The 13,388-nt window shown below is 59.1% G+C and carries 15 protein-coding genes; 11 read left to right on the forward strand and 4 right to left on the reverse strand.

Going from position 1 to position 13,388, the window contains the following annotated elements; translation table 11 throughout:
• Position 1: 1 nt before the first annotated feature.
• Positions 2–814 carry an MBL fold metallo-hydrolase gene (locus OQ273_RS00840; protein WP_267993000.1) on the reverse strand — a complete coding sequence of 271 codons (813 nt, stop codon included), beginning with the start codon at positions 812–814 and terminating at the stop codon, positions 2–4.
• A 370-nt stretch (positions 815–1,184) separates the two neighbouring features.
• Between OQ273_RS00840 and OQ273_RS00845 the strand changes: the two genes are divergently transcribed.
• From OQ273_RS00845 to ruvB, 4 genes are all read left to right on the forward strand, one after another.
• Positions 1,185–1,934, forward strand: a complete 750-nt coding sequence (locus OQ273_RS00845) for a YebC/PmpR family DNA-binding transcriptional regulator (RefSeq protein WP_267988576.1) — start codon at positions 1,185–1,187, stop codon at positions 1,932–1,934.
• Positions 1,935–2,065: 131 nt separating this feature from the next.
• Positions 2,066–2,596 carry a crossover junction endodeoxyribonuclease RuvC gene (gene ruvC / locus OQ273_RS00850; RefSeq protein WP_267988577.1) on the forward strand — a complete coding sequence of 177 codons (531 nt, stop codon included), beginning with the start codon at positions 2,066–2,068 and terminating at the stop codon, positions 2,594–2,596.
• Positions 2,593–3,210: a Holliday junction branch migration protein RuvA gene (gene ruvA / locus OQ273_RS00855; RefSeq protein ID WP_267988578.1), complete on the forward strand. Its 618-nt coding sequence runs from the start codon at positions 2,593–2,595 to the stop codon at positions 3,208–3,210. Before ruvC ends, ruvA begins: the two co-directional genes overlap by 4 nt.
• Positions 3,211–3,238: 28 nt before the next feature.
• Positions 3,239–4,282 carry a Holliday junction branch migration DNA helicase RuvB gene (gene ruvB, locus OQ273_RS00860; RefSeq protein ID WP_267988579.1) on the forward strand — a complete coding sequence of 348 codons (1,044 nt, stop codon included), beginning with the start codon at positions 3,239–3,241 and terminating at the stop codon, positions 4,280–4,282.
• Between the two features lie 3 nt (positions 4,283–4,285).
• Here the strand turns inward: ruvB and OQ273_RS00865 are convergent, their stop codons facing one another.
• The 3 genes from OQ273_RS00865 to OQ273_RS00875 form a co-directional block, all read right to left on the reverse strand.
• A complete protein-coding gene (locus tag OQ273_RS00865) occupies positions 4,286–5,188 on the reverse strand; it encodes an NAD-dependent epimerase/dehydratase family protein (RefSeq protein WP_267988580.1) in 903 nt (300 codons plus the stop codon).
• Positions 5,185–5,952: a glycosyltransferase gene (locus OQ273_RS00870; RefSeq protein ID WP_425493402.1), complete on the reverse strand. Its 768-nt coding sequence runs from the start codon at positions 5,950–5,952 to the stop codon at positions 5,185–5,187. Before OQ273_RS00870 ends, OQ273_RS00865 begins: the two co-directional genes overlap by 4 nt.
• Before the next feature lie 103 nt (positions 5,953–6,055).
• On the reverse strand, positions 6,056–7,276 hold the full coding sequence (locus tag OQ273_RS00875; protein WP_267988582.1) for an NAD-dependent epimerase/dehydratase family protein: 1,221 nt from the start codon (positions 7,274–7,276) through the stop codon (positions 6,056–6,058).
• 170 nt (positions 7,277–7,446) lie between these two features.
• On the opposite strand from OQ273_RS00875, the gene ybgC reads away from it, so the two are divergent.
• From ybgC to ybgF, 7 genes are all read left to right on the forward strand, one after another.
• Entirely contained in the window at positions 7,447–7,881 is a 435-nt protein-coding gene (ybgC, locus tag OQ273_RS00880) for a tol-pal system-associated acyl-CoA thioesterase (RefSeq protein WP_267988583.1), read from the forward strand.
• A gap of 300 nt (positions 7,882–8,181) precedes the next feature.
• Positions 8,182–8,898 carry a protein TolQ gene (tolQ, locus tag OQ273_RS00885; RefSeq protein ID WP_267988584.1) on the forward strand — a complete coding sequence of 239 codons (717 nt, stop codon included), beginning with the start codon at positions 8,182–8,184 and terminating at the stop codon, positions 8,896–8,898.
• A 10-nt stretch (positions 8,899–8,908) separates the two neighbouring features.
• Positions 8,909–9,370: a protein TolR gene (gene tolR / locus OQ273_RS00890; RefSeq protein WP_425493315.1), complete on the forward strand. Its 462-nt coding sequence runs from the start codon at positions 8,909–8,911 to the stop codon at positions 9,368–9,370.
• Between the two features lie 9 nt (positions 9,371–9,379).
• On the forward strand, positions 9,380–10,435 hold the full coding sequence (locus OQ273_RS00895; protein WP_267988585.1) for a hypothetical protein: 1,056 nt from the start codon (positions 9,380–9,382) through the stop codon (positions 10,433–10,435).
• A gap of 70 nt (positions 10,436–10,505) precedes the next feature.
• Positions 10,506–11,792, forward strand: a complete 1,287-nt coding sequence (tolB, locus tag OQ273_RS00900; RefSeq protein WP_267993002.1) for a Tol-Pal system beta propeller repeat protein TolB — start codon at positions 10,506–10,508, stop codon at positions 11,790–11,792.
• Positions 11,793–11,893: 101 nt separating this feature from the next.
• Positions 11,894–12,400: a peptidoglycan-associated lipoprotein Pal gene (pal, locus tag OQ273_RS00905; RefSeq protein ID WP_267988586.1), complete on the forward strand. Its 507-nt coding sequence runs from the start codon at positions 11,894–11,896 to the stop codon at positions 12,398–12,400.
• Positions 12,401–12,455: 55 nt separating this feature from the next.
• Entirely contained in the window at positions 12,456–13,352 is an 897-nt protein-coding gene (ybgF, locus tag OQ273_RS00910; RefSeq protein WP_267988587.1) for a tol-pal system protein YbgF, read from the forward strand.
• Positions 13,353–13,388: the final 36 nt, after the last annotated feature.

Genomic DNA, 13,388 nt, shown 5'->3' on the forward strand with positions numbered 1-13,388 from the left:
TTCAAACGCCCTGCAGAATAATGATCGTCGGCTGTTTGGGCAGATCCCTGAGCGTTACGGTCAGATTGTCCTGCTCCCTGAACTGACGGTCGAAATCCTCGCCAAACAGATCGAGAAAAGCGTTGATCGGCGTGCCGCGTCGATGCATCGGAAGGATGACTGAGGCGCGAAGCCGCTTGACGATGTCGCTCATCCGTTCGTGTCCGACCGTCAGTCCGCCGTCGATGGGAACCATGACGACGTCCAGACGCCCGATCTGCGCAATATGGCGATCTTCCAGATCATGGTGCAGGTGACCCAGATGGCCGATGCAAAGACCGGCGACTTCGAAGATGAAGATCGAGTTGGCGTCGGCCTCACGGCTGCCGAACCCGGACCGAATGTCGGTTGTCACATTGCGGATATAGGTGTCGCTGACGACGACATCATGATCGATGGGCCCGCCATTCGGATTCCATCCAGGCAAAACATTCTCGATGGCCGGGTCCGGTTTGAGGGTGTAGTGGCTGGAATGGGCCTTGTTCATCGTCACGACGGTCGGCGCATCGTTGTTTCCGATATAGCCGTTGTAATCCGTTGCGATCGTCACGCCCTCTGGTGTTTCGATCAGGTAGGTGGAATGGCCGATAAAGGATATGCGGACCTGCTCGCGGTTCACTGGCTTTGCCGACGCAAGCTGTACCTTATCTGACTGCCACCCTTCCGCGACCGCCTGACAGGTGGAAACCGGAAGCGGCTCTCTGTCGCTGCTGGCCTCCGTTGGCTTCACATGTGCAAGTTTCAGCCCGCCGGCAACGGCAATGACAGCCGGCATGACACATATAAAACTGATAAAGCCCCAATGTAATTTCATTGTTTTGCCCCGTAAAAATTCAAAATCTTGATCCGACAAAACCTGCCGGTCATCGCGCGCCTGATTTTTCCGTTTTACGCCGGAGGCTGTTTCCGTATGGACGTTGCCACCTTCGTAATGGTGGGTTCCGGTCGTCATACCGCTTCAGTCTTTTAGGCCAGTGGCCAAGTTTTTTTGATTCCCACCGGCTTCAATATAACTTGCCCGCGCCCCCATATGAAGCGTGCATGTTCACAGCTGCGCAGAGGCGCCGGTGACCCAATGTCTGGACGATCCCGGTTGCTTTGCCTATAAGGCGCGCAATCGCGAAACGGTATTGTGGACAGGTGCCATGGCAGGCCATTCAAAATTCAAGAACATCATGCACCGCAAGGGCCGGCAGGACGCGGTACGCTCCAAGCTGTTCTCCAAGCTTTCCAAGGAGCTGACGGTCGCGGCAAAAATGGGTGGAGCGGATATCGAAGGCAATCCGAGGCTGCGCCTTGCCGTGCAGAACGCCAAGGGCCAGTCCATGCCCAAGGACAATATCCAACGCGCAATCAACAAAGGTGCCGGCGGCGACAGCGAAGACTACGAGGAAATCCGCTACGAAGGTTACGGCCCGGGTGGTGTTGCCGTGATTGTCGAGGTGCTGACGGACAACCGCAATCGTTCCGCTTCAAATGTGCGTGCCTGTTTCACCAAAAACGGCGGAACGCTGGGTGAGACCGGATCGGTTGGTTTCATGTTCGACCGGGTCGGTGAAATCATCTACAAGCCCGAGGCCGGAGATGAGGATACCGTCATGGAAGCGGCCATCGATGCCGGCGCCGACGATGTTCAGTCCGGGGAAGAAGGCCATACGATCATGTGCGCGTTCGAATCAATCGGAGACGTCTCGACCGCGCTTGAAACGAGCCTTGGAGAGCCCGAATCCGTCAAGCCGATCTGGAAGCCGCAAACCAGCACCGAGGTTGACGAGCAGAAGGCCGGAACGCTTTTGAAGCTGATCGACGCACTCGAAGACGATGACGATGTGCAGAACGTCTATGCGAATTTCGACATATCCGACGATGTTATGGCCAAGCTTGCCGAAGCTTGAGGTGCGCGACCCCGATGATTGATTGAGACCCGGATCATCGATCCGGGTTTTTTGTTGTTATTTACGAAATGTTTTTGTTTTGTTCGCTTATCTGTGGCATAGCTCGAAAGCGGCAATTCACGGACGGGGACATGGCTCATAGCGAGACAACACGCATTATCGGTATCGACCCGGGCTTGCGCAGAACCGGTTGGGGCCTGGTTGAGAGTGTCGGCAACTCGTTACGCTTCATAGCTTCGGGGACGGTGCGCTCCGATGGTGACAGCGATCTGGCGAGCCGGCTATGCCAGCTTCACGACGGCCTTTCGGATGTGCTGCACAGCCACAGTCCGCACGAGGCGGCGGTCGAGGCGACATTCGTCAACAAGGACGCGACCGCAACGCTCAAGCTCGGCCAGGCGCGAGGCATTGCCATGCTCGTACCGGCACTGGCGGGTCTTGCTGTTGCCGAATATGCGCCCAATGCCGTGAAGAAAGCGGTGATCGGTGTCGGGCATGGCGACAAGAAGCAGATCCACATGATGGTCAAGGTGCTGATGCCCAAGGCGCAGTTCGATACGGATGATGCGGCAGACGCGCTCGCCATTGCCATTTGCCACGCCCATCACAGGCAAAGTGCGGCGGGACGCTTGCGGCTCGCCGCCAAGGCGGGTGCGGCATGATTGGCAAGCTCAAGGGAACCATTGACGAGATCGGTGAGGATCACGTGCTGATCGACGTGCATGGCGTTTGTTACGTCGCGTTCTGTTCGGCCCGCACGCTGGCAGGTCTGGGGCAGGCCGGCGAGGCGGCAGTGCTTCATATCGAGACATTCGTGCGGGAGGACCAGCTCAAGCTCTATGGATTTTCCTCTGCAATGGAACGCGAGTGGTTCCGCCTTCTTCAAAGTGTTCAGGGCGTGGGTGCCAAGGTGGCCCTTGCTGTTCTTTCGACGCTGTCGTCCGCCGATCTTGCCAATGCCATCGCCCTTCAGGACAAGGCAATGGTTGCCCGCGCGCCGGGGATCGGGCCGAAGGTCGCTCAGCGCATTGTGACCGAGCTGAAGAACAAGGCGCCCGCCATTTCCGGCGAGGCGCCGGCGGGGCTTGGTCTCAAGCAGGAGCTTGGAGAGGGTGCGGCCAGCGGTCCTGTGACGGATGCGGTTTCGGCCTTGTCCAATCTCGGATATTCCCGCGATCAGGCAGCCGGCGCAGTGGCTGCGGCGATGAAAACAGCCGGAGAGACTGCCGATTCAGCAACGTTGATCCGGCTTGGCCTGAAGGAACTGTCGCAATGAAACCTCATCAGCCATGCGGGAATGAATGATGAGCGACCATGACAGGATCGTATCCGCCGACATGCGCGGAGAGGATGCCGAGGCCAGCCTGCGTCCACAAAGCCTGGACGAGTTTACCGGTCAGGCCGAAGCCCGCTCAAACCTGAAGATTTTTATCGAGGCCGCAAAGGCGCGGGGCGAGGCGCTTGACCATGTCCTTTTCGTTGGCCCGCCCGGTTTGGGTAAGACAACGCTTGCCCAGATCATGGCGAAAGAACTGGGCGTCAATTTCCGCTCGACATCGGGACCGGTGATCGCCAAGGCTGGCGATCTGGCAGCCCTGCTTACCAATCTTGAAGAGCGTGACGTGCTCTTCATCGACGAAATCCACCGTCTCAACCCGGCGGTGGAGGAAATCCTCTACCCGGCGATGGAAGATTACCAGCTTGATCTCATCATCGGCGAAGGACCGGCGGCCCGGTCGGTCAAGATCGATCTGGCGAAGTTTACCCTGGTGGCGGCCACGACACGGCTCGGCCTGTTGACGACACCGTTGCGCGACCGTTTCGGCATTCCGGTGCGGCTCAATTTTTACACGGTGGAGGAACTCGAGCAGATCGTGCGCCGCGGCGCCCGGTTGGTAGGGCTTTCCATGACGGATGAGGGCGCGCAGGAGATCGCGCGGCGCGCGCGCGGGACACCGCGCATTGCGGGCCGCCTGTTGCGGCGCGTCAGGGATTTTGCCGAAGTCGCCAAGGCGGAAGCGGTCACCCGGCAAATCGCCGATGAGGCACTGACCCGCCTTTCGGTCGACAATAAGGGATTGGATCAGCTCGACGCGCGCTATCTGACGATGATCGCACACAGTTTCGGTGGCGGTCCGGTGGGCGTTGAAACGATTGCAGCAGGCCTTTCGGAGCCGCGCGATGCGATCGAAGACATTATAGAGCCCTATCTCATCCAGCAGGGCCTCATCCAGCGCACGCCGCGCGGACGGTTGCTGACAGCCAATGCTTGGCGGCACCTGGGACTGGACGTGCCGAAGGACCTGGCGCAGCAGCAGACAAGCCTGTTTGAGGAAGGCGATGACTAGGGTTTAGTCCGCTTGTTCAATCAGCCTGGAGACCTCCGCCCGCAGCAGTGGTTCACCTCCCGGCTTCCAGCCGAGCGCGGCGATCTTTGTTGTATCCATGATGTTGTAGCCGCGCCGGTCAGCGGGCTTCGGCAGGGTGTTGGCACTGCCGGTCTGCGCCTGGACCAGCTTGAGGAGGTCATGCCGGTCGATCAAGAGATCCGACACGTTGAACACCCCGGCGCGCACCTGCTTGTCCTTTGCCTCCAGCATCAGCCGGATGGCGCTTGCGACATCGCGACCGTGGACCTCCGTCCCGCACCGCGGCTCGACAGGCTTGCCTTCAAGATAGTCAGAAAAGAGAGTGGACCATTTGTGCGTGCCTCCGGCCGCGGTGGCTCCATACACTCCCGTTACCCGCAGGCTTGCAACACAGAGGCCGGTTCCGCTTGCCAGTTGCGACAGGTGACGCTCGCAGGCGTGCTTGATCGCTCCGTAATGTGTGTCGGGCCGGCATTCGGTCTGCTCAAAGAGCCGTGCCCCGCGTCGTTGTTTGCCATAGGCAGCCCGGCTGGACAGAAAGACCGCACGTTTAACACCGCAATGCGCCGCGGCCTGAAAGAGAAGCAGCGTTGCAAGGAAATTATGCCGCCAGAAGCCGGACGGATTGTCGCCTTCGCCGCCACGATAGAGCCCGGGCTCATGCGAAAACCCGGCATGGACCAGTTGATCGAACCCGTTGACGATGGCCTGAAAGCGGGTTTTGGGATCAAGCGTCATTGCAATATGGTCAGGCGGCTTGAGAAAGAGGCTTTTATCAGGCGGCGTCCGGCTGGCGATCGTAACGTCGTAGCCCTTCTTCGAAAGCTCCTCGACAACGAAGCGACCGACGATCCCGCTGCCGCCGGTGACAAGAAGTTTTGTCACGTGCTGTCTGCCGGGTTTTTCAGTGTGCTCAGATCCGGGATGGCCTTGCCGTTGTAGTAGGCTTGCCAGAGTTCGATCAGCGGGGCGAGCGCCTTAGATTTGGGGTGGTCCTGCTCCCAGGGTTTTTCATATTGATAATGCAGCACGTTGATGGAGGACCAGTCCCACAGTTCCGGAAGGTTGAACCACACATATTGCAGCATATTGTCGAAGACCGGCAAGCCGTGCCATTGCGGAAAATAGCTCTCCAGAAAGGTTTGGTCCGTGCGGCGCCAGAATTTTTCCGGCTCGTCGAGCCTGTCGAGCATATCGCGGAAGGTTCCGGCCGACGGCTGTGCCACGAAGACACCGGAATTCAGCCGGTGAAAATCGGCAAGCGATTCATAGACATTGGAGGCGGCCGAGAATTGCGGATAGGAAAACAGGCGGTCGATATTGCGCAGCACCAGCGCATCGGCGTCGATAAAGACGCAGCGCTCATATTCCTCCAACTGCCACAGCCGCAGCTTGGCAAAATTGTCCAACGGCGTATGGAAGGCGGGCTTGCGGCCCTTTGTAAAGGGTGCACCGGCGTGCAGGGACTTGCGCGCATGCCGCTCATTGAAGACGTCCGATGTCGGCAGAAGGTCGGCCCGCATCAGCCGCGCGCCGAGTGCTTCCAGCCCGGCAAGCTGAGCGCGTGTGACGGCACCGGTATGAAGCACCACCATATCTGCCGACGTTTCGGTCATTGTGATCGATCGGATCAGCGCCTCAGCGCCCATAACATAGTCGCTGTTGGTAACCAGCGTGACATAGGCAAAGGGGTTCGCGGCGGATTGTCCGCCGGTCTGTCTCGGGTGGTCACTCACAGGCAGGCTGACCCAATCAGGATGCCGATTTCAGTGATTTGCCTTCCGGATCGCGGTTGATGGTCGGCTCGATATCCTTGGTCCAGGCCGATACGGCCGGGATACGGCTGCGGTCGACGCGGTAGGCGTATTTACGGGCAACCTCGACCACCTCTTCCAGGAGACCTTCTTCTAGCGTGATCGGGTTGAGCCCGAGGCTCAGGAACTGCTCATTGTGAACGACAAGGTCGTTTTCCGCCGCCTCCTTGCGTGGATTGGGCAGGTAGGCGACGTCCGTTCCAGTCAGCCGCGAGACCAGTTCGGCAAGATCCTTGACCCGATGCGTTTCTGTCATCTGGTTGAAGATCTTGACCTTGTCGCCGGCCTCCGGCGGGTTCTGCAGCGCCAGATCAATGCAGCGCACCGAATCCTGAATGTGAATGAAGGCGCGTGTCTGGCCGCCGGTGCCGTGGACGGTCAGCGGAAAGCCGATCGCCGCCTGGATGAGGAAACGGTTGAGGACTGTACCGTAGTCGCCGTCATAGTCGAACCGGTTGATCAGTTGCTCGTGGCGCCGTGTTTGTTCGGTATGCGTGCCCCAGACAATCCCCTGGTGCAGATCGGTCACGCGCAGGCCGTCATTCTTCGCATAGAACTGGAAGAGCAACTGATCCAGGCACTTGGTCATGTGGTAGATCGACCCCGGATTGGCCGGGTAAAGGATATCCTGCTTGACCGTCTGGCCATCCATCGTCTCGATACCGACGGGAAGATAGCCTTCAGGGATCGCGGCGCCGACGGTCGAATAGCCGTAGACACCCATTGTGCCGAGGTGAACCAGATGCGCATCGACGCCGGTCTCGACCATGGCGTTGAGCAGATTATGCGTGGCGTTGACGTTGTTGTTGACCGTGTAATTCTTGTGGCGGTCGGATTTCATCGAATAGGGCGCGGCGCGCTGTTCGGCGAAATGGACAATCGCGTCCGGCTTGTGTTCGGCCAGCCAGCCCTTGAAGACATCATAGTCGCGGGCAATGTCGATCAGGTGGAAATGGATGCGGCGGCCCGTCTCCTGGTGCCAGATGCGTGTGCGCTCCTGGATTGAGTCCATCGGTGTCAAAGATTGAACGCCCAGTTCCGTATCAATCCAGCGTCTGGAGAGATTATCGAGGATATGAACATCATGCCCTTGCTCCGACAGATGCAGCGATGTTGGCCAACCGACAAATCCGTCTCCGCCGAGAACCGCAATCTTCATGGCTAAACCCTCCATTGGCGACTTGGTGCGAGCGTTAGCCCGCAAATGTGACAGGATTGCAATGGCCGGTGGACAATTGCCCTGTGCGTGTGATGAAACACCATTGCTGTGGCAACAGATTTGAGCCGCGTCAACCGCGGCGGTCCCTATAGTTGTTGATGGAGAACGTGTTGGCTGAATCACTTGCCGGGGAACTGGTTGGAAACGGACACAGGCTTTTTCAGCGGGTCTACTATGAAGATACCGACTTTTCAGGTGTGGTTTATCACGCCCGCTACCTGCATTTCCTGGAACGAGGACGCACGGACTATCTCCGCTGCCTCGGCATCAATCAAAGTGAACTTGCCAATGCGTCCGAGGGCAAGGGGCTCGCCTTTGTGGTCTATCACATGGATATCGGCTTTCGCGGCGCGGCGCGCATGGATGACGTGATCGAGATCCTGACTGAGCCCAAAAGGGCTACCGGTGTGCGCTTCGTTCTGGACCAGACGATCAGGTCCGGCGATCGCATGTTGATCAAGGCGACGGTTACCGTCGCCATCGTCGACAGACAGGGGCGTCTGACGCGCTTGCCTGAGGACGTTGCGGCCAGGTTCGGTCTCTAGGCGGCTTCCGGCCGCCATAATCGCGCGATTTGCAGCCGTTTTCACGTTCCTGTCATTGCACCCTCTTTGCGCTTGCCTTATTTCCTAACCTGTCATTAACCATAACCGTGCCTTAATGAGATGTGAGGAACCGGGCGTTTCGTACGCCTTCCTTTGACCAAAATTAGCCGTAACAAGGCAGGCCGGGTGAGTGAGACGGTACAGGCAACCACAGCGAAACCGGACCGCATGTTGCGGCAGTCATTGCGGTTTCCCGGCTTGAATGAAGCGGGACACTTGAACATCTAGGATCGGAATAGAATGGAACAGGTAGGTCTGGCCGCCACGAGCGAGGTGACGCTTTGGGCGTTATTCGTTGAGGCCGGTTTCGTGGTCAAGCTCGTTATGATCGGGCTTGTGGCCGCGTCGATCTGGACGTGGGCAATTATCATCGACAAGAGTGTCAACTATGCTCGGGCACGCCGTCAGTTCGACCGTTTCGAACAGGTCTTCTGGTCGGGGCAGTCGCTTGAGGATCTCTATCAGATGCTCACGGACCGCAACACGAGCGGGATGAGCTCTATCTTTGTTGCCGCCATGGGCGAATGGAAAAAGTCCTTCGAACGGGGGGCACGCTCGCCGATGGGGCTGCAAATGCGTATCGACAAGTCGATGGACGTGACGCTTGCCCGTGAATCGGAAAAGCTGGAGGCACGGCTTGGTTCGCTGGCCTCGATCGGCTCGGCAGCGCCGTTTATCGGCCTTTTCGGCACCGTGGTGGGCATCATGACGTCCTTCCAGGCCATTGCCGGGTCCAAGTCGACCAATCTGGCTGTTGTTGCACCCGGCATTGCCGAGGCATTGCTGGCGACGGCCATGGGTCTGCTGGCCGCAATCCCCGCGGTGATTGCCTATAACAAGTTCTCTTCCGATGCCGGCAAGCTGACCGGGCGGATGGAGGGGTTTGCCGACGAATTCTCCGGCATCCTGTCGCGTCAGATCGACGAAAAGCTGCAACAGCGGCAGGCGGCCGAGTAGGAGAACCGCCATGGCAATGGGAACAGATACTTCAGGCGGTGCGGTTCGGCGCAGGGGCGGCAATCACAGAAAAGGCCGGCGCAGCAAGCCGATGAGTGAAATCAACGTGACGCCCTTTGTCGATGTCATGCTGGTGCTGCTGATCATCTTCATGGTTGCAGCGCCGTTGCTGACTGTCGGCGTGCCGATCGATTTGCCGGAGACGGAGGCGAGCGCGCTTAACTCGGAGACGCAGCCCATTACGGTGTCGGTCAATGAAGCCGGCGAGATTTATCTTCAGGAGACATCCATTCCGTTGGATGAGATCGTTCCGAAGCTGGAGGCCATTGCAACAACGGGTTACGAGGAGCGCATCTATGTGCGCGGCGATCGCAATGCGGACTACGGTACCGTGATGAAGGTCATGGCGCGCATATCATCGGCCGGATACAGGAATCTCGGCCTTGTCACCCTCCAGGAGCAGGATGGGTGATCGGCAGCCATGAAGCTCGGCGTCTTCATATCGGGTTTGTTCCACGCGGTTTTTCTGAGCTGGGGGCTTTTCTGGCTCTCTGCGCCCGAATCGCATGAGACCCTGGCAATTGATGCTGTGCCGGTCGACATCATCCCGGTGTCTTCCATCACCCAGATCCAGCAGGGCGACCGGACCGCTGCCGTCGCGGAGCGTGCTGCACCGAAGCCGACCAGCAGACCAAAACCGGTGGAAGATGCGCAGAATGTCGGTGATAACACCGTGGACCTGAAACCGACACCGGCAGAACAGCCGTCCGAGCGCACGGTCGAAGCGGCCGCAGAGCCAGAAAAATCCAAGATAGCCGAACCGACACCGACGACCGAACCTGAGGCGCCGCCGCGGCCGGCGGAAAAACCGGAACCGGTTCCTGCTACCGAAGTCGCCGCGCTGCCTGAACCGCAGCAGCAGGTCGCACCCGATCCGGTTGCCGAGGCCATAACGCAAGCGGAAACCGTGAAGCCGGAATTCGAGCCTCTGCCCGAAAAGGTGCCGACGCCGACGGTCAAACCCTCCCCGCCGAAAGCGCAGACCGCAAAAACACCGGAACGCAGGAACAATGAGGCGAGAAGCCAGTCCGCAAGCGCCGCCTCGACCCGCGAAAGCGACTTTAACGCTGACGAGATCGCGGCCTTGTTGAACCGCGATGACGCACGCGGTGGCGGGGCAAGGCGCAGTGAGCAAGAAGCGGCACTCGGGGGACAAAGCACGAGCGCCGGTCAGGAACTTTCGCAAAGCGAAATGGATGCCCTGCGGGGTCAGATCCAGCGTTGCTGGCAAATCGTTCCGGGACTGAGCGACGGGGGAGAAGTCCGGGTTCAGGTCAGTATGCGCCTCGACCGCTCCGGTGCCATTGAGGGGCAGCCCGATGTTCAGGCGAGGGGTGGAACCGAACAGGTGCGCCGTGTGCTGGCCGGTGGGGCGCGACGCGCCGTGCTGCGCTGCGCGCCCTATAATCTGCCCGCGGAAAAATACGAGACCTGGTCCGAAGTCGTTGTGAACTTCGATCCAAGCAAGATGTTCTGAGGAAAGTGTCTTGAGCGAAACATATACAAACAGCATTCATCCCAAACTTGGTCGCCTCCACGGCCTCTTCATCCTGTGTTTTGCAGTTGCCGGCTGTGTGCTGACATTCGCGCGTCCGGCCTACGCCTTGGTCGAGATCGACATAAACCAGGCCAATGTCGAGCCCCTGCCGATGGCGGTGACCGATTTCATCTCCGAGGACGATCTCGGACCGAAGATTTCCGATGTCATTGCAAGTGACCTGCGGCGGTCCGGACTGTTTGCGCCAATCAACAAGCAGGCCTTCATTCAGAAGATTTCCAATCCTGACGTTTCGCCTCGATTTGAGGATTGGCGGGTGATCAATGCGCAGGCCCTGGTCGTCGGCCGGGTCAGCAAGGAGGCGGACGGGCGGCTGCGTGCCGAGTTCCGCCTTTGGGACACGTTTGCAGGCGATCAGCTCATCGGTCAGCAGTTTTTTACGCAGCCTGAAAACTGGCGCCGCGTCGCGCATATAATCGCCGATGCGATCTATGAGCGGCTGACCGGCGAAAGCGGCTATTTCGATACCCGCGTGGTTTTCGTTTCGGAAACCGGTCCTCGCAATGAGCGGCAGAAGCAGCTTGCGATCATGGATCAGGACGGCGAGAACCTGCGCTTCCTGACCCAGGGCAACGATCTTGTGCTGACGCCGCGCTTTTCGCCAAGCCGTCAGGAGGTCACTTACATGTCCTTCGCTGACGGACAGCCGCGCGTCTACCTGCTTCAGCTCGAAACGGGCCAGCGTGAAATCGTCGGCAATTTCCCGGGCATGACATTCTCACCACGCTTTTCGCCGGACGGGCAAAAAGTGATCATGAGCCTGCAGCAGGACGGGAATGCAAATATCTACACAATGGACCTGCGCACCCGCGCGACCACCCGTCTCACGGACACGGCAGCGATCGATACCTCGCCATCCTATGCACCGGATGGCAACCAGATCGTATTTGAGTCCGACCGGGGCGGGCGTCAGCAGCTCTACGTAATGAATGCGGACGGGTCCAACCAGCGCCGCATTTCGTTTGGCGATGGCTCCTATTCAACGCCGGTCTGGTCCCCGCGAGGCGATCTGATCGCCTTTACCAAGCAGTCCGGGGGCAAGTTTTCCATCGGCGTGATGCGGCCGGACGGGTCCGGCGAGCGTATTTTGACAACCGGATTTCACAATGAGGGACCGACCTGGTCGCCGAACGGGCGGGTCATCATGTTCTTCCGCCAGCCGGCAGGGGCTTCAGGCCCGCAACTCTATTCAATCGACCTGACCGGCTATAACGAAATAAGGGTGGAAACACCGAATTTCGGATCAGATCCGGCGTGGTCGCCATTGCTGAAATAGTATCGCAAGGAAACCGTATTCTGCTGTATAAGGAGAAAGCGGCGTATGACCGTGCACCCCGGCAGATTAACGAAAGTGTCGTCATAACGAGGAGATCGACCATGACAATGATGATGAGCTTAGCGCGCAGTCCGGCCGTGCTTGCGCTGGCCGTAGCGCTGGCCGTTGCCGGCTGCTCGTCCAAAAGATCGCTACCCAACAGCCCGGGTGAACTTGGACTTGCCGGCGGCGGCGCAGTTCCCGGTTCGCAACAGGATCTGACCCTGAATGTCGGCGACAGGATTTTCTTTGATACCGATTCGTCGGCGATCCGTCCGGATTCAGCGGCGACGCTCGACCGCCAGGCACAATGGCTGGCAAAGTACCGCGATAAATCGGTTACCATCGAAGGTCATGCCGACGAGCGCGGAACACGCGAGTACAACCTGGCGCTCGGTGCGCGCAGGGCTGCGGCCACGCGCTCTTATCTCGTTTCCAAAGGCGTCGCGGCAAACCGTATCAAAACCATTTCTTTCGGCAAGGAACGTCCGGTGGCGGTTTGCGACGATATTTCGTGCTGGTCACAAAACCGGCGTGCTGTAACGGTTGTCGGCGGTGTCGGCAGTTGATCGCAGCCGAGGGTGGGGTCCTTGAAATCGCGCCAAGGAAAGGCAGGTAAAACACATGACCGCGTATAAACGTATTCTGGCCGCCTGTTTCGCGCTGGCGTTCATGCCCTGTGTAGCGCAGGCTGCACTGTCGCTCCAGCCGCAGGTCGCGTCAACGCCCATTGCCGCGTCGGCAAAGTCCGGAAAACCGGCCGAACAACGGCCCGTTCTCCTGGCCCAGGCTGGTGATACAGCCTTTCGCATGGGGCAGATGGAAGAGCAGATTCGCGCCCTGAACGGCCGTGTTGAGGAAATGAACTTTCTGCTGCTTCAGATGCAGGAGCAGATGCGGCAGATGCAGGAGGACAATGAGTTTCGCTTTCAGGAAATCGAAGGCGGCACTGGCAATCGCACCGAGGCGGCGCCGCAGGGCGAGCGCGATGTCGCCGTGGTTGATCCGTCCGAAGGGCCGGCCGATCCGCCGCGCGATCTCGGCACAATCACTTTCGATGAGAGTGGGGAGCTGGTCGGCGGTTCCGCTTCCGAGCCGGCCGCGCAGGACGATACGCAGACGGCTTCTCTTCCTGCGGGCGATGCCGAGCAGCTCTATCGCGCGGCCTACGGCTATGTGCTGTCGGGCGATTACCAGCAGGCTGAAGCGGCTTTCAACGATTATATTGCCCGCTATCCGCAAGAGCCTAAAATTGCCGATGCCTATTTCTGGCTTGGCGAGGCGCAGTATTCGCAAGGGTCTTTCCATGAGGCCGCCAAGACGCTTTTGACGGCACATAAACAGTATCCGGAAGCCCCGAAGGCTCCGGAGATGCTCCTGAAGCTCGGCATGTCGCTTGCCGCGCTTGACAATCGTGACACGGCCTGCGCCACTTACAGGGAAGTGCTGACGCGCTATCCGAATTCTTCGGAGGCGGTCAAAAACAAAGTGGCGGTCGAACAGAGCCGGATGAGCTGCTAGACGAACCGCTTTCACCGGGCGAAAGAAATGAGGAAC

Origin of the sequence: Hoeflea prorocentri (assembly GCF_027944115.1) — a bacterium.
Taxonomy (GTDB): domain Bacteria; phylum Pseudomonadota; class Alphaproteobacteria; order Rhizobiales; family Rhizobiaceae; genus Hoeflea_A; species Hoeflea_A prorocentri.

Excerpts from the sequence above, each read along its gene's own strand:
- OQ273_RS00895 (WP_267988585.1), top strand. The coding sequence starts at position 9,380 with ATGAAGCTCGGCGTCTTCATATCGGGTTTGTTCCACGCGGTTTTTCTG.
- OQ273_RS00840 (WP_267993000.1), bottom strand. The coding sequence starts at position 814 with ATGCCGGCTGTCATTGCCGTTGCCGGCGGGCTGAAACTTGCACATGTG.
- ybgF (WP_267988587.1), top strand. The coding sequence starts at position 12,456 with ATGACCGCGTATAAACGTATTCTGGCCGCCTGTTTCGCGCTGGCGTTC.
- ruvA (WP_267988578.1), top strand. The coding sequence starts at position 2,593 with ATGATTGGCAAGCTCAAGGGAACCATTGACGAGATCGGTGAGGATCAC.
- OQ273_RS00875 (WP_267988582.1), bottom strand. The coding sequence starts at position 7,276 with ATGAAGATTGCGGTTCTCGGCGGAGACGGATTTGTCGGTTGGCCAACA.
- OQ273_RS00845 (WP_267988576.1), top strand. The coding sequence starts at position 1,185 with ATGGCAGGCCATTCAAAATTCAAGAACATCATGCACCGCAAGGGCCGG.
- OQ273_RS00870 (WP_425493402.1), bottom strand. The coding sequence starts at position 5,952 with ATGGGCGCTGAGGCGCTGATCCGATCGATCACAATGACCGAAACGTCG.
- ruvB (WP_267988579.1), top strand. The coding sequence starts at position 3,239 with ATGAGCGACCATGACAGGATCGTATCCGCCGACATGCGCGGAGAGGAT.
- pal (WP_267988586.1), top strand. The coding sequence starts at position 11,894 with ATGACAATGATGATGAGCTTAGCGCGCAGTCCGGCCGTGCTTGCGCTG.
- ruvC (WP_267988577.1), top strand. The coding sequence starts at position 2,066 with ATGGCTCATAGCGAGACAACACGCATTATCGGTATCGACCCGGGCTTG.
- tolR (WP_425493315.1), top strand. The coding sequence starts at position 8,909 with ATGGCAATGGGAACAGATACTTCAGGCGGTGCGGTTCGGCGCAGGGGC.
- tolQ (WP_267988584.1), top strand. The coding sequence starts at position 8,182 with ATGGAACAGGTAGGTCTGGCCGCCACGAGCGAGGTGACGCTTTGGGCG.